This window comes from Streptomyces mesophilus, assembly GCF_011044995.1.
Lineage (GTDB): Bacteria > Actinomycetota > Actinomycetes > Streptomycetales > Streptomycetaceae > Streptomyces > Streptomyces mesophilus.
This window is the reverse complement of record NZ_JAAKZW010000158.1, coordinates 1-18724: the sequence shown is the minus strand read 5'-3', so window position 1 is coordinate 18724 and position 18724 is coordinate 1. Positions and strand designations below refer to the sequence as shown.

Here is an 18724-nt window from a genome sequence, read left to right as displayed (position 1 = left end):
CCCCTCCCGCATCGCTCGGACGCTCGGCGGCCGACGGACCCGACCGCCGCACGTTGGCCGGCAGCGCCGGCAGCGGCCAGCCGAAGTCCGCGATCAGGTCGATGAGTTCACTGTCGAGCATCGCCCGGCTCACCCCCGCCACATCGCCCTCCACCGGCAGCCCCAGCATGTCGAGGCCGGGCACGCCCACGGCATCCGTCGCCGTGGTCACCACCGCCTGGGCGCCCAGCGCCTCGGCCACCTCGTGGGCCAGCGCGTTCGCCCCGCCCCCGTGCCCGCCGACCAGGGACACCGCGAAGCGGCCCGCCTCGTCCACGCACACGACACCCGGGTCGGACGCCTTGTCCGCGAGCAGCGGCGCGAGCAGCCGTACCGTCGCGCCCGTGGCGAGGAAGCACACCAGCTGCTCGCACTCGCCGAACGCCCGCTGTACGGAAGGACCCACAGGCCCCTCGTACACGCGGACCCGCCCGGGCCAGGCCGCGGCGAGTCGTGCGCACGCCGACGCCCCGGCCGCTGTGGCGGAAATGAGGCCGATCACTTGACTGCTCCTTCTCGCGGTTCTGCCAGGGGGTTCGGGTGCGGGCGAAGCCCGGGCTGCCCTTGTGGTGCGGGCGCCCCCGAAGGAGCGCCGAGTGCTGCGGCGGGTCCCTGCGCCAGAGCCCTGCGCCGCCGTGCCTCGCCCTCGCCGGACCCGGACGAGGAGCCCGCAGCGACCCGGTCGCCCCACAGCACGAACACCGGATTCGTCGCCGCGAGCCGGGTCACCTCGCCGGGCAGCGGCGCGAGGCGCGAGGACTGCAGCAGCACGCCGTCGCAGGCGAACCCGGCCTCCGCCAGCGCGGCCCGCACCTGCGGCACCCGGTCGAGCGCGGCCAGGGCCACGACGACAGTGCGCCGCGCCCGCCGGGCGCACGCCTTCACGATCCCGGGCAGCTCACGGCCGCCCCCGCCGATGAACACCGCGTCGGGATCGGCGAGATGGGACAGCACGGTGGGCGCCGAGCCGTGCACCGGACGCACGTCCACGCCGTGCGCGGCGGCATTGGCCCGTATCCGCTCGATGCCGTCCGCCGTCTTCTCCACGGCCACCGCGGCCGCACCGAAGCGGGCGCATTCGATCGCCACGGACCCGCACCCGGCGCCCACGTCCCACACGAGGTCACCGGTCCGTGGACCGATCCGGGCCAGCGCAAGGGCCCGTACCTCGAACTTGGTGATCATCGAGTCGCGGTGCCCGAACTCGCCTTCGTCGAGCGCCCATCGGCCGGGCGTCGGCCGGGGTCCGGCCACCGTGCGTACCGGCGAAAGCGCCCGCGCCTCGTCCAGGCAGAGCACCACGCTGACCGCGTCCCACTCCCGCTCGGCCGCCTGCGCGGGCGTGACCCGCTCGAGCCGCTCGTGCTCGGGGTCTCCGAGGGCCGTGGCCACCAGGAACACCCGGTCCTCTGCCCGGTGGACCAGCTCCGCACCGAGTTCGGCGGGACCGGCGCCCGGGCCCGTGAGCACCGCCGTCTTGGGGTGCGCACGACAGACGTTGACGGCCGTGCGCAGATCACGGCCGTGCGCGCTCACCACCACGGCGTCGTCCCACGGAAGGCCCGCCTTCGCGAACGCCGCCGCCACGGACGACACCCCCGGCCGTATCTCCAGGGCATCAGGACCGAAGCGCTCCGCCAACGCCCGTACGATCCCGAAGAATCCGGGATCGCCGGAGGCGAGCACCACCACGCGCGCGTCCGCGAGGCGCTCGCCGACCAGATCGAGCGCGGGCGCGAGCGGACCGAGCTCGATCCGCTCCACACCGGCCCGGAGATCGGCCGCGTCCAGATGCCGTTTGCCGCCGACGGCGACGGTGGCGCAGGCGAGCAGTTCGCGGGCGCGGGCGTCCAGCGGTGCACCGCCCGCGCCCATGCCGATGACCGAGATGGCCGCGCTCCCGCCGCTCGTCATTGCCCGGCCCCTTGCGTACGCAGCGCCCTGCGGGCCTCCGGATCGGCCTTGCGGTACCCGTGGAAGTGACCGGGGTGGTACAGGTGCGAGCGTGTCCCCGAGGCGTCGAGCGCGGGGCCGACCAGGAACAGCGTGTGCTTCCAGAGCTTGTGCTCCTTGACCGTCTCCTCGAGGGTGCCGACCGTGCAGCGCACGATCAGCTCCTCGGGCCAGGTCGCCTGATACGCCACCACGACGGGCGTCGACGTCGGATAGCCGCCTTCGAGCAGCTCACGCACCAACTGCCCCGAGCGCGCGGCCGACAGGAAGATCGCCATGGTCGTGCCGTGCCGCGCGAACTCCCGTACCTCCTCGCCCGGCGGCATCGGCGTCTTGCCGCCGCCGAGCCGGGTCAGGACCACCGACTGGGCCACCTCGGGAATGGTCAGCTCGCGCTGCGCGAGCGCGGCCACCGCGGAGAACGCGGAGACCCCGGGCACGATCTCGGTCTCCAGGCCGAGCGCGGTGCAGCGGTCCAGCTGCTCCTGCGTACCGCCCCACAGCGCCGGGTCCCCCGAGTGGATCCGCGCGACCTTGAGGCCGTCGTGCAGGGCCCGCTCGTACACCGCGACGACGTCCTCCAGGGACATCGTCGCGGAGTCGAGTATCTCGGCGTCCGCGCGTGCGTGCTCCAGGACCTCGGCCTGCACCAGGCTCGCCGCCCAGATCACGATGTCCGCGTCCGCGATGGCCCGCGCCGCCCGGAACGTCAGCAGATCGGCGGCGCCGGGCCCCGCGCCGACGAAGGTGACCTTAGGAGCCGTTGTCAAACCCCGACCGGGGTTTGACAACGGCTCCTTGCCGGTCACGGGAGCGTCCTCGGTTGCCATGGGATGGGGGTCCTTCCAAGTGGTTCGGTGGGGGATCAGGCGGCGGCGCGATGGGCCGTGGTGCAACCCGTCCGGGTGCCCTCGCCCGCTCGCGGCGAGCCGTACGCGCGACGGCCCGCATGATCGGCTAGCAAAGGCGCATGGCGGTGTTCGTCGCGCTCGGCGCGTTCCTCATGACGCTGGTCGGCGGCTGGACGGCGCAGCGCGTCACCGACCGCCGTCACCTCGTCCTCGGTCTGGCCGGCGGCCTGATGCTCGGTGTGGTCGGCCTCGACCTGCTGCCCGAGGCGATGGCCGCCGCGGGCCGGGAGATCTGGGGCGTACCGCAGGCGCTGCTCCTCTTCGTGGGCGGCTTCCTCACCGCACACCTCCTGGAGCGGCTGCTCGCCCTGCGCCAGGCCGCCCACGGCGCCGACGGCGAACGCGTCCCGCAGGTCGGCCTCGGAGCGGCCTCCGCGATGGTCGCCCACAGCCTGATGGACGGGATCGCGATCGGTGCCGCGTTCCAGGCGGGCAGCGCGATGGGCCTGACCGTCGCGCTCGCCGTCATCACCCATGACTTCGCGGACGGCTTCAACACGTATACGATCACGCGCCTGTACGGGAACGCCCGCCGCAAAGCCGTCGCCATGCTCTTCGCCGATGCCGCGGCACCGGTCGTCGGCGCGGCTTCCACGCTCCTTTTCACGCTGCCCGAGGAACTGCTCGGCTCCTACCTCGGCTTCTTCGGCGGCGCCCTGCTCTACCTCGCCGCGGCCGAGATCCTGCCCGAGGCGCACCACGACCACCCCGCCAAGTCGACGGTCCTGTGCACCATCGCGGGCGTGGGCTTCATCTGGCTGGTGGTGGGCGCGGCGGAGTGAAGGAGCCGTGGCGGTCACAGCTTCCCCCCGCGTCCGTCCCCGCGCCGCGCCGGAGCGATCAGCGTCGAGAGGTACGGCAGCGGTCCCTCGGCCAGCTCGCTCGCCGGCCGTATCGACTCCTGCTCGAGCCCGAGCGCCGAACCCCACACCGCACCCTCGGTGCGGCCCGACTCCCGCAGCGCGGTGGCCACTTCCTGCGCGTGGCGGCCGAACTTGTACGCCACCACCGTGCCAGGACCGTCCAGCGCCTCCTTGAGCGCCGCCGACCCCGCGGTCACCGGCACCAGCGTCAACGGCTCGGTGCCTTCGGTCAGTACGGCGCCACTGCGCGCCGCGAGGTCCTGCATCGCCGTGATGCCGGGCACGGTCTGCACGACCACATCCGGCGCGAGCTCGGCGATGGTCTGCGCGAGGTACGTGAACGTCGAGTACACATTGGGGTCCCCGATCGTCGCGAACGCGACCGTGGGGTGCTGCGCGAGCAGCTCCGCCACCCGGGTCCCCGCCGCGTCCCAGGCCGCTTCGCGGCGCCCGCGGTCGGAGCGCTCATTGAGCGCGAACACGACCCGGACGACCTTCTCGCGCGCCACGTACTCGAGCACCGTCGTCTCGGCACGGCCCGGCTCCCCGCCGTCCGAACCGTCGGCGGCCGCCATCACCGGCACCACCACGACATCGGCCTCGCGCAGCGCCCGTACGCCCTTGACGGTCACCAACTCGGGGTCCCCGGGGCCCACTCCGACCCCGATGAGCCTGCGGCTCACTGCGCTGTCCACTGCGTGCACCTCTCCACGAACCTGCGGGCGGCAAAGGGCAGCGCGGCCGCATGCGTATGCAGATAGCTGGCGTGCACGCCCTGTTGTACGAATCCTTCGACCCTGCGCTCCGGGGCGTGCATGCCCCAGGCGGGCACCGCCCCCGCACCCGGCTCGATCACCGTGCGGTGGAACTCATGCCCCCGCACGCGTGTCCCGGCCGGCGCGAGGACGCTGTCCGATACGGCGACGGCCTCCCGGTAGCCGAGCGTGAGGCGCTCCGTCATCCGTGCCTCGGCGTCGAGGACACCGCACATGGGCTGTCCGTCCAGGGAGCGTGCGAGGTACAGGAGCCCGGCGCACTCCGCGGCCACCGGCGCGCCGCCGGCCGCCAGGTCGGCCACGGTCTTGCGCAGCGCCTCGTTGGCGGAGAGGTCCGGCGCGTGGACCTCGGGGAACCCGCCGCCGATCACCAGACCGCGGGTCCCGTCCGGGAGTTGCTCGTCGTGGAGCGGGTCGAACGGGACGACTTCGGCACCGGCCGCGGTCAGCAGCTCGGCCTGTTCGGCGTACGAGAAGGTGAACGCCGCTCCGGCGGCGAGCGCGACGACGGGCTTGCGCCCCGCCCGCGACGTGACGGACACGGCGCTCGCCGTGCCGGCCGGTTGTCCGGCGCCCGGGGCGGTCGCCTCGACCGCCGCACGCCCGCCGCCCAGAGCGCTGCCCGGGTCTGCCGCAAGCCCCGCGTCCAGCGCCGTGTCCGGGGACCACGGTTCGGCATCCAGCGAGGGTGCGCTGCGGGCCAGCGTGTGCAGCCCCTCCAGATCGCAGCCCTGGCGCACCTGTTCGGCCAGCGCGGCCACCGACTCGACGACCTCCGCCGAGCGCTCGGCGACCGGGATCAGGCCCAAGTGCCGCGAGGGCTGGCTCACTTGGGGCACGCGCCGTAGCGCGCCGAAGACCGGCACCCCGGACTCGTCCAGCGCGTCCCGCAGCAGCTCCTCGTGACGGTCCGAGCCGACCTTGTTGAGGATCACGCCGGCAACCCGCACCTGCGGATCCCAGGAGGCGAAGCCGTGCACCAGCGCCGCCACGGACCGCGACTGCGACGAGGCGTCCACGACCAGGACCACGGGAGCCCGGAGCAGCTTCGCGACCTGAGCCGTGGAGGCCAGCTCACCCTGCCCCGACGCCCCGTCGTACAGCCCCATCACGCCTTCCACCAGGGCGAGATCACAGCCACGCGCCCCGTGGGCGAACAACGGCGCGATCAACTCCGTACCGCACAGGTAGGAGTCCAGGTTCCGCCCGACCCGGCCCGTGGCCAGCGCGTGGTAGCCCGGGTCGATGTAGTCGGGCCCCACCTTGTGCGGCGACACGGCGAGACCGGCCGCCGTGAACGCGGCCATCAACCCGGTCGCCACGGTCGTCTTTCCGCTGCCGGACGAAGGCGCGGCGATGACCAGGCGGGGAACGGCGGTCACCACTCGATGCCCCGCTGGCCCTTTTGCCCCGCATCCATCGGGTGCTTGACCTTGGACATGTCCGTGACGAGGTCCGCGTACTCCACGAGCGCCGCCGGGGCATTGCGCCCGGTGATCACCACATGCTGCGTACCGGGCCGGCCCTTGAGGACGGAGACCACCTCGTCGGTGTCGATCCACCCCCAGTGCATCGGGTACGCGAACTCGTCGAGCACGTAGAGCTTGTACGTCTCGGCGGCCAGGTCGCGCTTGACCTGCTCCCAGCCCTCGCGGGCCTTGTCCTCGTTGCTCATCTCGCCGTCGGCGGGCGCCCGTTGGATCCAGGACCAGCCCTCGCCCATCTTGTGCCAGTCGACCGGGCCGCCCTCGCCGGACGCCCCCAGCACGCGCAGCGCGTTCTCCTCGCCGACCTTCCACTTCGCCGACTTGACGAACTGGAACACCCCGATCGGCCAGCCCTGGTTCCAGGCCCGCAGCGCAAGCCCGAACGCGGCCGTCGACTTCCCCTTGCCGATCCCGGTGTGCACCACGACCAGGGGGCGGTTGCGGCGCTGGCGGGTGGTGAGCCCGTCGTCCGGCACGACGGCCGGCTGTCCCTGGGGCATCAGGCGGCCCTCCGGTTCCTGTGGTCCTGAACGTCCTTGACGAGCCCGGCGAGTGAGTCCGCGCGCAGCTCGTCGAGCGTGACGACGGCGCCGCCGAGCCCTTGCGCCAGCTGACCGGCGAGCCCGAGCCGTACCGGCCCCGACTCGCAGTCGACGGTCACCGAGGCGATCGACTCGGCCGCGAACAGACCGGCCGCACGCGCCGCGTGCGCCACCGGCTCGGGCCCACCGGTGGCGCGCCCGTCGGTCACGAGCACGACCAGCGGCCTGCGCACGGGATCGCGCAGCCGCTCCACGCGCAGCACCTCGTGCGCCTTGAGCAGCCCGGCCGCGAGCGGGGTGCGGCCACCGGTGGGCAGCGCTTCCAGGCGTACGGCGGCGGCGTCCACCGAGGACGTCGGCGGCAGCGCGACCTCCGCGGCCGCGCCCCGGAAGGTCACCAGACCCACCTTGTCCCGGCGCTGGTACGCGTCGAGCAGCAGCGAAAGGACGGCGCCCTTCACGGCACTCATCCGCTGCCGCGCGGCCATCGAGCCGGAGGCGTCCACGACGAACAGCACGAGATTGCCCTCGCGTCCCTCGCGGACCGCCTGCCGCAGGTCGTCCCTGCGCACGACGAGCCCGCGTCCCGTGCGCCCGCGCGCCCGCTGGTGGGGCGCGGCGGCCTGCACGGTGGCCGCCAAGTGCAGCTTGGTGAGCGCCCCTTGGGGCCGACGCGCCCCGGTCGTGCGCCCATGGTCGGTCCGCGCCCGGGACCGCCGTCCCGCCGCTCCTGCCCCCGTACCCGGCACGCTGAGCAGCTTGGTGCGGAACGGCTCGGCGGCAGCGGCGGGCCGCTGCTCACCGGCGCCGGGGGAGCCCTGCGGCTGCTCGCTCTCGGACGGGTCCTGCCGGTCACGGTCCTGCTCGGACCCCGCCTGCCCCGGCAGCTGCGGGCCGTCGTCCTCGGACGGCTGACCGCCGCCGCCTCCCGGACCTCCACCTCCGTCGGGCCCGTCGGGATCCTCGTCCCCTTCGCCCTCCTCGGGCTCCCCGGGCTCTTCGGGTTCCTCGGGGCCGAACTCCTCCAGCGTTTCGTCGAGTTTGTCCTCGTCGAGCCCCGGTGCGTCGAAGGGATTGCGCCGGCGCCGGTGCGGCAGAGCGAGCAGCGCGGCCTGCCGTACGTCCTCGGCCGTGACCTCCTCACGCCCCGCCCAGGCCGCGAGTGCCGTGGCCGTACGGGCCATCACAATGTCGGCCCGCATCCCGTCGACCTCGAACGCCGCACAAGTCGCCGCGATCTGCCGCAGCACCCCGTCCCCGAGATGTACGGAGGGCAGCAGCGCCCGCGCGGCCACGATCCGCGCCCGTACGGCCCGCTCCTCGTCGGCCCAGCGCGTGGCGAACGCGGCCGGATCGGCGTCGTACGCGAGGCGCCGCTTGACGACCTCCACCCGCTGGTCGGGCTCGCGCGAGGCCGAGACCTCAACGGTCAGCCCGAACCGGTCGAGCAACTGCGGCCGCAGTTCGCCCTCTTCGGGGTTCATCGTCCCCACGAGCAGGAAGCGCGCGGCATGCCGTACGGACACACCTTCACGCTCCACGTACGAGGCCCCCATGGCCGCGGCGTCGAGCAGCAGGTCGACGAGATGGTCGTGCAGCAGATTGACCTCGTCGACATACAGAATCCCGCGATGGGCGTCGGCGAGCAGCCCCGGCTCGAAGGCCTTCACGCCTTCGGCGAGGGCCCGCTCGATGTCGAGCGCTCCGACGAGCCGGTCCTCCGAGGCCCCCACGGGCAGCTCGACCATCCGCGCGTCCCTCGCGACGGCCCCCGCTGCCTCATGCGGCCCGTCCGGACACTGAGGGTCGGGCGCGATCGGATCACAGGAGAACCTGCACCCGGGCACCACCTCGACCTCGGGCAACAAAGCCGAAAGCGCCCGCACTGCGGTCGATTTGGCCGTCCCCTTCTCACCCCGCACAAGCACACCGCCAACGGCGGGGGAGACGGCATTGATCACGAGCGCAAGCCGCAGATCGTCCTGCCCGACGAGGGCAGTGAACGGGTAGGGGGTACTCATGCGCTGGCCTCCACTGTCAGCTCACCTTTCAGCCTGTGCGGCACATCCAGCCCCTGCGGCGCTTGAGCAGATCCGAACGAAGTTCGGATGCCGGGGCCCGGGGCGAAGCCCCGGTTTCGGGAAGGGGCGGGGCGGGGAGGAAAGCCCGCCGCAGGCGCCACCACAACAACCCTCACGAGCCGTCACCTTCCAAGTCACCCTCAAGCTGGAGGTACAGCTCCCGCAGCCGCTCCAAAGTCGAGGCATCGGGCGCAGCCCACAGCGACCGGTCCGCAGCCTCAAGAAGCCGCTCCGTAATCCCTCGCAACGCCCAGGGGTTGGACCGACGCATGAACTCCTGGTTCTCCCCGGAGAACACGTACTCCGCCGCCAACTTCTCGTACATCCAGTCGTCCACGACCCCGGCCGTCGCGTCGTACCCGAACAGGTAGTCCACGGTGGCCGCCATCTCGAACGCCCCCTTGTACCCGTGCCGCCGCATCGCCGCCATCCACCGCGGATTGACCACCCGTGCGCGGAACACGCGATGCGTCTCCTCCCCGAGGGTGCGCGTCTTCACCTGATCCGGTACGGCCGAGTCACCCACGTACGCCTCGGGCGAAGCACCCGTCAGATGGCGCACCATCGCCACCATGCCGCCGTGGTACTGGAAGTAGTCGTCGGCGTCGACGAGATCGTGCTCCCGCGTGTCCACGTTCTTCGCGGCGACCGCGATCCGCCGGAACGCCGTCTCCATGTCCCCGCGCGCGGCCCGCCCGTCGAGCCCCCGCCCGTACGCATAGCCGCCCCACACCGCGTACACCTCGGCGAGATCCGCGTCGGAGCGCCAGTTCCGCGCGTCGATCAGCGGCAGCAGACCGGCCCCGTACGCGCCGGGCTTGGACCCGAAGATGCGTGCTGTCGCGCGCCGCCGGTCGCCGTGCTCGGCGGTGTCCTCATCGGCATGCGCCCGTACATAGTTGATGGAAGCGGGCTCATCGAGCTCCGCCACCGCCCGCACCGCATCGTCGATCAGCCCCACCACATGCGGGAACGCATCCCGGAAGAACCCGGAGATCCGCACGGTCACATCGATACGCGGCCGCCCCAGCTCCTCGGCCGGCACGATCTCGAACCCGGTCACGCGCCGCGAGGCGTCGTCCCATACGGGCCGGCAGCCGAGCAACGCGAGGATCTCCGCGATGTCGTCGCCCTGCGTCCGCATCGCGGACGTGCCCCACACGGTGAGGCCGACCGACTCGGGGTACTCACCCGTGTCCGTCAGATACCGCGCCACGAGCGAGTCGGCGAGCGCCTGGCCCACCTCCCACGAGAGCCGCGAGGGGATGGCCTTGGGGTCGACCGAGTAGAAGTTCCGTCCGGTCGGCAGCACGTTCACCAGGCCGCGCGTCGGCGAGCCCGACGGCCCGGCGGGCACGAAGCCCCCGTCGAGCGCCCGCAGAATGTGCCCGATCTCGTCCGTGGTCCGGGCGAGCCGCGGTACGACCTCCTCGCACGCGAAGCCCAGCACGGCCACCGCGGGCGGCAGTTCGACGCCGATCACGTCCCGTACGAGAGCGCGTACCGCCGAAAGCTGCCAGTCGCGGGCCTCCATGCCCTCCGCGAGCCGCCGGCACAGCTGCTCGAGAAGGTCCAGAGCGTCGGACCCGGTACGGGCGGGCCCGTCGACCAGCGAGGTCAGCCCGTCCGCCACCTTCACCGGCGCCCCGGGCTCGGCCAGCAACTCCTTCTCCACCAGCCCGAAATGCTCGGCCAGACAGGCCCGGAGCCCCGGCAGCGCGTTCGCCGTCCCACCCCACACCTGCGAGGCCCGCAGTACCGCGAGCACCAGATTGACCCGGGCCTCACCGACCGGACCGCCGCCGAGGATGTGCAGACCGTCCCTGATCTGCACGTCCTTGATCTCGCACAGATAGCCGTCGATATGCATCACGAACTCGTCGAACGCCTCGTCGTCCGGCTGATCGTCGACATGCAGGTCGTGATGCAGCTCCGCGGCCTTCACCAGCGTCCAGATCTGCGCCCGTACGGCCGGAGCCTTCGCCGGATCGAGATCGCTCACCAGGGCGTACTCGTCGAGGAGTTGCTCCAGCTTGGCCAGATCGCCATACGTATCGGCCCGCGCCATCGGCGGCACCAGATGGTCCACCACCGTGGCATGCCCGCGCCGCTTGGCCTGGGTGCCCTCACCCGGGTCGTTGACGATGAACGGGTAGATCAGCGGCAGATCGCCGAGCACCGCGTCCGGCGCGCAACTCCCGCTCAGGCCGAGGCCCTTGCCGGGCAGCCACTCCATCGTGCCGTGCTTGCCCATGTGCACGATGGCGTCGGCACCGAAGCCGCCTTCCGATGTCACCGTCTCGAGCCACCGGTACGCCGCCATGTAGTGATGCGAGGGCGGCATATCGGGGTCGTGATAGATCGCGATCGGGTTCTCGCCGAAGCCGCGCGGCGGCTGGATCATCACCACGACGTTCCCGAACTGCAGGGACGCCAGCACGATGTCGTCGCCATCGACGTACAGGGAGCCGGGCGGCTCACCCCACGCCTCGACCATCCCGTCGCGCAACGCGGGATCGAGCTTGTCGAACCAGGCCTGGTAGTCGGCCAGCGGCACCCGCGCGGGCGCCGCCGCCAGCTGCTCCTCGGTCAGCCACTCCACGTCATGCCCGCCGGCCGCGATGAGCCGGTGGATCAGCTCGTCGCCCTCGTCCGGATGCCCGACGACCCCGTACCCGGCGTCGCGCAGCGCATCGAGCACCCGCACCGCCGAGGCAGGCGTGTCCAGGCCCACCGCATTGCCCACCCGTGAGTGCTTGGTCGGATACGCGGTGAAGACGATGCCCAGCTTCTTCTCGGCGTTCGGCTTGTGCCCGAGCCGCGCATGGCGCACCGCGATCCCGGCCACGCGCGCGGCCCGCCCGGGATCGGCCTTGTACACCGGCACTTCGTCCGGGCCCTGCTCCTTGAACGAGAACGGCACGGTGATCAGCCGCCCGTCGAACTCCGGGATCGCCACCTGCATCGCCGCGTCCATGGGGGAGAGCGCCGCGTCCGACGCCTCCCACGCCGCCCGAGACGAGGTGAGGCAGAGCCCTTGCAGCACAGGGATGTTCAGGTCCGCGAGCGCCCCGATGTCCCAGGCCTCCTCGTCACCACCTGCCGACGCCTCGGACGCGTGCGTACCGCCGGCCGCGAGCACGGTGGCCACCAGAGCGTCGGCCTTTCCGATCAGCTCGTACAGCGCCGGGTCCGCGCCCCGCAGCGAACCGCAGAACACCGGCAGCGCGTTGGCGCCCGCGTCCTCGATCGCCTCGCACAGGGTGTCCACGAACGCGGTGTTCCCGGACAGCTCATGCGCCCGGTAGAACAGCACACCGACCGTCGGCCGCCCCTCCACCCGTACGTACGAGCCGTGCAGCCCGAACTCCGGCATCTTCTCCGGCTCGGCGAACCCCTCACCTGTCAACAGCACCGTGTCCGACAGGAAGCGCGCCAGCTCGGCCAGATTCCCCGGCCCGCCCTCGACGAGATACCGCAGCGCCTCCGCCACGACCCCGGCCGGTACCGAGGACTCGGCCATCAACTCCGCGTCCGGCACCGACTCGCCACCGAGCAGCACGGTCGGTATCCCCGCCGCACGCAGCGCCGCGAGACCGTCCTCCCAGGCCCGCTTGCCGCCGAGCAGCCGCACCACCGCGATGTCCGCGCCGTCGAGCAGCCCGGGCAGCTCATCGGCGACGTCCACACGCATCGGATTGCCGATGCGATACGGCGCGTCGGACGCCCGCGCCGCCAACAGGTCCGTATCAGCGGTGGACAGAAGCAGAACCGTCATGAAGGAGCCCCCGGAGCGATGAAGGGAAGACCGGGCGGCGCACCGGTCTCGATCAGGTGCAGCAGAGCAGCGGTGTCCGCGTGCTCCTCGATGAGGTCGCCGAGCCGGTCCAGCTGCTCCTCGCGCAGCGCACCGAAGCTCGTGTCGGGCGCGGGCACGAAACGCCGGCCCGCGTCGGCCGCGACTGCGCGCAGGAAGGCACGCCGGAACGCGTCGCTCTCCAGCGACCCGTGCCAGTGCGTCCCCCACACAGCGCCGACCCGGCAGCCGTCCAAGAACGGCTCGCCACCGAGCACTTCGGCGACCCCATGATGAATCTCGTAGCCTTCGACGTTTTCGCCCAGTGCCCTGCCCACTGGACGCGTCAGCGTTTTCTCGCGCCGGAAGCGGACCCGGACCGGCAGCAAGCCAAGCCCGTCCACCGCTCCCGCGCGGGACTCGATCTCGTCCTCGATGTGCTCGCCCAGGATCTGGAATCCACCACAGATCCCCAGAATCGGACGTCCCTCGGCTGCCCTGCGCCCCAGCGCCCGCTCGAATCCCCGCCGTCTCAACCACTCCAACGCCGCGACGGTGCCGCGGGTTCCCGGGATCACGACGAGATCCGCGTCGGCCAGCTCCTCGGGCCGGTCCACGAACCGCACCACCACGCCGGGCTCCGCCGCGAGGGCGTCCACATCGGTGAAGTTGGACATCAAGGGGATCGCGCAGACCGCGATCCGCAGCAGATCCTCGCCGACCGGCGGCGCCACCTCCGACTCGCGTACGGCGCCGCGCAGCGAAACGCGCAGCCCGTCCTCTTCGTCGATGCCGAGCCCGTGCGCGTACGGCAGGACACCGTAAGTCGCCCGCCCGGTCAGGCCCTTGAGCATGTCGAGGCCGGGTTCGAGCAACGAGACATCACCGCGGAACTTGTTCACCAGATACCCGGCGACCAGCTCCTGGTCCTCCTTGCTCAGGAGCGCCGTCGTACCGAAGAACGAGGCGAAGACACCGCCGCGGTCGATGTCGCCGACCACGAGCACCGGGAAGCGGGCCGCCCGCGCGATCCCCATGTTCACGATGTCGGTGCGCCGCAGATTGATCTCCGCGGGGCTCCCCGCCCCTTCGCAGATCACCGCGTCGTACTCGGCACGCAGCTGCTCCAGACAGTCCACGACCGTCCCGAGCAGCGACTCCTGCCGCCCCCCGTGGTACCCGCGCGCACTCATCTCGCCCACCGGCTTGCCCATCAGGACCACTTGGCTGGAGCGGTCGCTGCCGGGCTTGAGCAGCACCGGGTTCATCAGCGCGGTCGGCTCCACGCGCGCGGCCTGCGCCTGCATCGCCTGCGCCCGGCCGATCTCCGCGCCTTCGCGCGTCACAAAGGAGTTGAGGGACATGTTCTGCGCCTTGAACGGCGCGACCTTCACCCCCTGCCGCGCCAGCCAGCGGCAGATCCCCGCGGTGACCACGCTCTTGCCGGCGTCCGATGTGGTCCCGGCGACCAGCAGCCCACCGCTCATGACGTTCCTCTTCCTGTACTTCCGGTACGCAGATGTCCGCGCAGCCGGTGACGTGCCCGGCCCGCAGGCACACTGCCTACCGCACACACCGCGAGCGCCAGCGCGTTCACACGGCGGGCGAGCCGCACGGCCCGCTCGATGTCCGCCACTTGGACGGCGCGCCCGGCGTCGTTCAGGACAGGGCGGTGCTCCACTCGACCCCCGTACGAGAGAACACCCCCCAGCCGTACGCCGAGCGCGCCCGCAAAGGAGGCCTCCACCGGGCCTGCGTTGGGGCTCGGATGGGCCCCCGCGTCCTGCTGCCAAGCCCGCGCCGCACCGCGCGGGTCCCCGCCGGCGAGCACCGCGAGCGCGGCCGTCAGCCGGGCGCCCGGCCAGCCGGCCACGTCGTCGAGCCGCGCCGAAGCCCAGCCGTAGCGGCGGTACTTGGGTGACTTGTGGCCGACCATCGCGTCGAGGGTGTTCACGGCCCGGAACCCGAGCAGACCGGGCACCCCGGCCACCGCACCCCACACCAGCGCGCCCACCACGGCGTCCGAGGTGTTCTCGGCGACGGACTCGACCACGGCGCGCGCGATGCCCGCCTCGTCGAGCGCCTGGGGATCGCGGCCGCACAGATGCGGCAGCCGCTCACGCGCCGCCTCCACATCGCCCGCGTCCAGCGCGGCGGCGACGGCCCGCGCTTCCCGTACGAGCGAAGTCCCGCCCACCACCGTCCAGGTGGCGGCGGCGGTCAGGGCGGCGGAAGCGGCGGGGGAGCGGCGTACGGAGGCAGCGGCGAGCGTGCCGAGGGCCACCGCACCACCGGCGCAGACGGCGGTGTGCAGGATTCCCGCGGCCCGGTGGTCACGCCACAGGACACGCTCGACAGCGCTCGCGGCGCGCCCGAACACGGCAACCGGATGTCCACGGCGCGGGTCGCCGAAGAGCAGATCGCCGAGCAGGCCGGCCGCGGCGCCGTACGCGAAAGTGCGATCGGCACCCACGGATCAGACCGCCGATACGCCTCGAAGAACCTTCGTACAAGGGGTACTTGGCAGAGCGATGCAGCCTGGCATGGCGAAATGTCCTCACTCAGGGTGTCCGCGCCCTGGTTCGACGTGAACGGCTGCGAGAGTTCCTGGCTTCCGGGGACAACTCCCCGGTGACAGTGGCGGGACCGCGCCGGATTCACACCGGCTTCCTCTACTGCTGCCGTATTGGCTCCGGCAGTCCACCACGCACCGCGAACACCCGTCAACTCGGCGTTGACCTGCGCCTTCGGCCCCCTGTAGGGGCGGGCACGCAGAACCGCCCTGCGACGACCCATCAGGGCCTCGCCGCAGGGCGGTTCGGAGGTGCGCTGCTACGAGACGAACCTCACGTGACGATCAGAAAGATCCCGTACGCCACGGCTGCCGCGCACAGCGCGAAGCACGCGTACGCACCGGTGGTGGCCAGCGGGGCGGAGCCGCCCTGTTCGGTGGCCGCCTCCTGCTTGGAGAGGCCCATGATGCCGAGGGTGAACAGGCCCACGAGAAGCACCGTGGCCAGAAGGCTGACGCCGAAGACGGAGCCCAGAGCTGCCCAGTCGATCTTCATACTGCTGATTCCTTAACTAGTCGGGCGACCGCGTCAGGCGGTCGCACCGGCCGGCTGCGTGGAGTCGGCAGCAGGCTTGCGGGCCGGGATGGTGGTCTTGACGGCGGCGGCTTCCGTGGCCTCGAGGGCCTCGAGGGCCTCGGCGGCTTCCGCGGCGACGGTCGGCGGCGGGGTCACCGCGGCGATCGCGGTGGTCACCACGCCGGGCTCGTCGGTGACGGGCTCGACCTCGTTGACGTTCGTGTGGTCGATGACCTGGCGGCGCGAGTACAGCCAGATCGCCGCGCACGAGACCACCAGGAAGACCGCGACGACCGCGATGCCCCAGTCGCCCTGACGGGCCACGAACTCGGCGCCCGCGGCCATCAGACCGGCGGCCGGCAGGGTCAGACCCCACGCGACGAACATCCGGGTCGCGGTCGACCAGCGCACGACGCCGCCCTTGCGGCCGAGACCCGCACCCATCACGGCGCCTGAGCAGGAGTGCGTCGTGGAGAGCGAGAAGCCCAGGTTGGACGAGGCCAGGATGACCGCGGCGGCCGAGGTCTGGGCGGCGAAGCCCTGCTGCGGCTGCAGATCGGTCAGGCCCTTGCCCATGGTGCGGATGATGCGCCAGCCGCCGAGGTAGGTGCCGAGCGCGATCGCCAGACCGGCGGAGACGATCACCCAGACCGGCGGGTTCGAGCCGGGCGCGAGCGCGCCTCCGGCGACCAGGGCCAGGGTGATGATGCCCATCGTCTTCTGGGCGTCATTGGTGCCGTGCGCGAGCGAGACCAGACCGGCGGAGGCGATCTGACCGGCGCGGTAGCCCTTGGCAGAGGACTTCTCGCCGACGTTCTTGCCGAGCTTGTACGTCAGGCGGGTCGCCAGCATCGCGGCGAGGCCGGCCACGACGGGCGCGGCGATCGCGGGGATGAGGACCTTGGTGACGATGACATCGCCGTTGACCCCGCCGAAGCCGATCGAGGCGACGGTGGCGCCGATCAGACCGCCCATGAGGGCGTGCGAGGAGCTGGAGGGGAGGCCGACCAGCCAGGTCAGCAGGTTCCACAGAATGGCGCCGACGAGCGCCGCGAGGATCACCTCGGGTTGGATCCCGTCCTCTCTCACCAGGCCGCTGGAGATCGTCTTGGCGACCTCGACCGAGAGGAAGGCTCCGACAAGATTGAGCACGGCGGACATGGCGACCGCCGCCTTGGGCTTCATGGCGCCGGTCGAAATGGTTGTCGCCATCGCGTTGGCGGTGTCGTGGAAACCGTTCGTGAAATCGAACACGAGAGCTACGGCGATCACGATCGCAAGCAGCAGCGTGAAGTGTTCCATTTACCCAGGCAATCGTTCGATGTCAGTGGCTGGACGAACGTAGGCAACCTGAGTGAACGGAAGGTGAACTGGGCCGGGCGTCAGGGTGGCCGGATTGAGGGGTGGCGCCCGCCACGAGCTCGGGCAAAAGGCGCCAACCCCTGCAAAACCGGGTTTATCGCCCTCGGGCGAACTTCTTCAGGCCTCCCGCCGACCCGTTGAAGAGATTCTGATCACCCGGCAGCCTGCCCGCGTTGTCGTACTGCCAGAAGGTCGGATACGACCACCCGGCGGGCAGCGGTCCCGGCGAGGAGCTGTACCGCGCGAGCCACAGCGCGTGATTGCCCCCGAACCCCGAGTAATCGCCGGTGCAAGCCTTCCACCAGTTCGTATTGGTGTAGATGACGGGCCGCCTGCCGGTTCCCCGGAGCACCTCGTTGCTGAAGGCGCGGATCCAGCCGACCATCTTGGACTTGCTCAGCCCGTAGCACTTCTTCTTGCTGTACGGGTTGTACTCGATGTCGAGCGCGGGCGGCAGCGTCCAGCCGTCGGAGCGCCAGCCGCCGCCGTTGCGTACGAAATAGCGGGCCTGGGTGGTGCCGGACGACTTGTTCGGCAGGGCGAAGTGATAGGCGCCGCGGATGAATCCGGCGCTGCGCGATCCGTTGTACTGCTGGTTGTAGTACGGGTTCTTGTACGTGTGCGACTCGGTCGCCTTCACGTAGACGAATGTGGCGCCCTTGGACTTGGCCTTCTGCCAGTCGACGTTCTTCTGGTGCGAAGAGACGTCGTGCCCCTTCGGCTTCGCGGCCGCGGTCGCCGGCGCCTCGATGAGCGCGGTTCCCCCCAGCGCGAGCGTCGCCGCGGACGTGGCAAGGACGCTCAGGCGACGGCTTCGACGGCGTGACGAATTGCCACGAGCCATATTTCCCCCCGGATGGCGACGTGCATGACAAATCCCCCAGAGGTTACGGGTACGTCGGCCGATGCCCGTCGATCTTCGGCCAATCCGGAGAGAGCCGCATGAATACCGATATCCGCCCTTTCGGAGGGCCGGGCTCCGCACTACAGTGCCCGGCCCCTGTGCGCCCGGCCCCTGTGCTCCGGTCCGTCCCTGGCAGGATCGGCGCATGGTGCGAGATGAGCGGGAAGAGCGGGTGCGGGAGCCGGCGGTGGCGGAGGCCTGGGAGGCGCTGGTCGCCACGGCCCGCAGGTCGGCGGACGAGGGCCTGGTCGTCGGCACCTCGGGCAATGTCTCGGTCCGCGTCGGCGGCCTGGTCCTCGTGACACCGAGCGGAGTCCCGTACGAGCGGCTGCGGCCCCAGGACGCGATCGCGGTGGACCTCGACGGCCGCCAGGTGCTCGGCGCGCTCTCGCCGACCAGCGAACTCCCTCTCCATCTCGCGGTCCACCGGTCGACGGACGCGCTGGCCGTGGTGCACACCCACGCCGTCCACGCCACGGCCGTCTCCACGCTCGTCGACGAGCTGCCGCCCGTCCACTACATGACCGCGGCCCTCGGGGGAGTGGTCCGCGTCGCCCCGTACGCCCTCTACGGCTCGGACGAATTGGCCGAGAACATGCTGGGCGCACTTCGCGATCGCACAGGTTGTCTACTGCAGAACCACGGCACGGTCACATACGGAGCCACCCTCGCCCAGGCCTACGACCGCACGGCCCAACTCGAATGGCTCTGCCACCTCTGGCTGACCGCGAACTCGGTACCGGGACGCGCACCGCGTTTGCTTTCCGAGGGCGAATTGCTGGAGGTAGGCGAGAAGCTCAAGGGATACGGCCAGCCAATCAGCCCCTGCGGCGCTTGAGCAGATCCGAACGAAGTTCGGATGCGGGGGGGCCCGGGGCGCAGCCCCGGTTTCGGGAAGGGGCGGGTAGGGGAAATCCGCCC

The 18724-nt window shown here is 71.6% G+C and carries 14 protein-coding genes, 1 pseudogene and 1 riboswitch; of the genes and pseudogenes, 2 read left to right on the top strand and 13 right to left on the bottom strand.

Annotated features, from left to right (window positions below):
• From G6045_RS28530 to cobM, 3 genes and pseudogenes are all read right to left on the bottom strand, one after another.
• Positions 1-541, bottom strand: a pseudogene (locus G6045_RS28530) (precorrin-3B C(17)-methyltransferase); the annotation flags it as partial.
• Positions 538-1953, bottom strand: coding sequence for a precorrin-6y C5,15-methyltransferase (decarboxylating) subunit CbiE (gene cbiE, locus G6045_RS28525; protein ID WP_165335007.1), 1416 nt, complete (start codon positions 1951-1953; stop codon positions 538-540). The pseudogene G6045_RS28530 and the gene cbiE, both read right to left, overlap by 4 nt.
• Entirely contained in the window at positions 1950-2762 is an 813-nt protein-coding gene (cobM, locus tag G6045_RS28520; RefSeq protein ID WP_165335006.1) for a precorrin-4 C(11)-methyltransferase, read from the bottom strand. Before cobM ends, cbiE begins: the two co-directional genes overlap by 4 nt.
• A gap of 200 nt (positions 2763-2962) precedes the next feature.
• Here cobM and G6045_RS28515 point away from each other — a divergent pair, with 200 nt between their 5' ends.
• Positions 2963-3685 (top strand): ZIP family metal transporter, encoded by a 723-nt coding sequence (locus tag G6045_RS28515; protein WP_165335005.1) that lies wholly within the window; start codon positions 2963-2965, stop codon positions 3683-3685.
• A gap of 14 nt (positions 3686-3699) precedes the next feature.
• On the opposite strand, the gene cobI is transcribed toward G6045_RS28515, so the two are convergent.
• The 10 genes from cobI to G6045_RS28465 form a co-directional block, all read right to left on the bottom strand.
• Complete coding sequence (cobI, locus tag G6045_RS28510) at positions 3700-4449, bottom strand: precorrin-2 C(20)-methyltransferase (protein WP_165335008.1); 750 nt, start codon at positions 4447-4449, stop codon at positions 3700-3702.
• Positions 4446-5924, bottom strand: coding sequence for a cobyrinate a,c-diamide synthase (locus G6045_RS28505; protein WP_328707934.1), 1479 nt, complete (start codon positions 5922-5924; stop codon positions 4446-4448). The genes cobI and G6045_RS28505 overlap by 4 nt, the downstream gene beginning before the upstream one ends.
• Entirely contained in the window at positions 5921-6529 is a 609-nt protein-coding gene (gene cobO, locus G6045_RS28500) for a cob(I)yrinic acid a,c-diamide adenosyltransferase (protein WP_165335003.1), read from the bottom strand. Before cobO ends, G6045_RS28505 begins: the two co-directional genes overlap by 4 nt.
• Positions 6529-8592, bottom strand: a complete 2064-nt coding sequence (locus G6045_RS28495; RefSeq protein ID WP_165335002.1) for a putative cobaltochelatase — start codon at positions 8590-8592, stop codon at positions 6529-6531. Before G6045_RS28495 ends, cobO begins: the two co-directional genes overlap by 1 nt.
• Before the next feature lie 172 nt (positions 8593-8764).
• Entirely contained in the window at positions 8765-12430 is a 3666-nt protein-coding gene (gene cobN / locus G6045_RS28490; protein ID WP_165335001.1) for a cobaltochelatase subunit CobN, read from the bottom strand.
• Positions 12427-13935 (bottom strand): cobyric acid synthase, encoded by a 1509-nt coding sequence (locus tag G6045_RS28485; RefSeq protein WP_165335000.1) that lies wholly within the window; start codon positions 13933-13935, stop codon positions 12427-12429. Before G6045_RS28485 ends, cobN begins: the two co-directional genes overlap by 4 nt.
• Positions 13932-14921 (bottom strand): cobalamin biosynthesis protein, encoded by a 990-nt coding sequence (locus G6045_RS28480; RefSeq protein WP_165334999.1) that lies wholly within the window; start codon positions 14919-14921, stop codon positions 13932-13934. Before G6045_RS28480 ends, G6045_RS28485 begins: the two co-directional genes overlap by 4 nt.
• 107 nt (positions 14922-15028) lie before the next feature.
• Positions 15029-15167, bottom strand: a riboswitch (cobalamin riboswitch).
• Between the two features lie 127 nt (positions 15168-15294).
• A complete protein-coding gene (locus G6045_RS28475) occupies positions 15295-15516 on the bottom strand; it encodes a hypothetical protein (protein ID WP_165334998.1) in 222 nt (73 codons plus the stop codon).
• 33 nt (positions 15517-15549) lie between these two features.
• Entirely contained in the window at positions 15550-16839 is a 1290-nt protein-coding gene (locus tag G6045_RS28470; protein ID WP_165334997.1) for an inorganic phosphate transporter, read from the bottom strand.
• A 154-nt stretch (positions 16840-16993) separates the two neighbouring features.
• The gene (locus tag G6045_RS28465; protein WP_165334996.1) at positions 16994-17743 is read right to left on the bottom strand and encodes a lysozyme; all 750 of its coding nucleotides are present in this window, start codon (positions 17741-17743) and stop codon (positions 16994-16996) included.
• Between the two features lie 205 nt (positions 17744-17948).
• Between G6045_RS28465 and G6045_RS28460 the strand changes: the two genes are divergently transcribed.
• Positions 17949-18641, top strand: a complete 693-nt coding sequence (locus tag G6045_RS28460) for a class II aldolase/adducin family protein (protein ID WP_165334995.1) — start codon at positions 17949-17951, stop codon at positions 18639-18641.
• Positions 18642-18724: the final 83 nt, after the last annotated feature.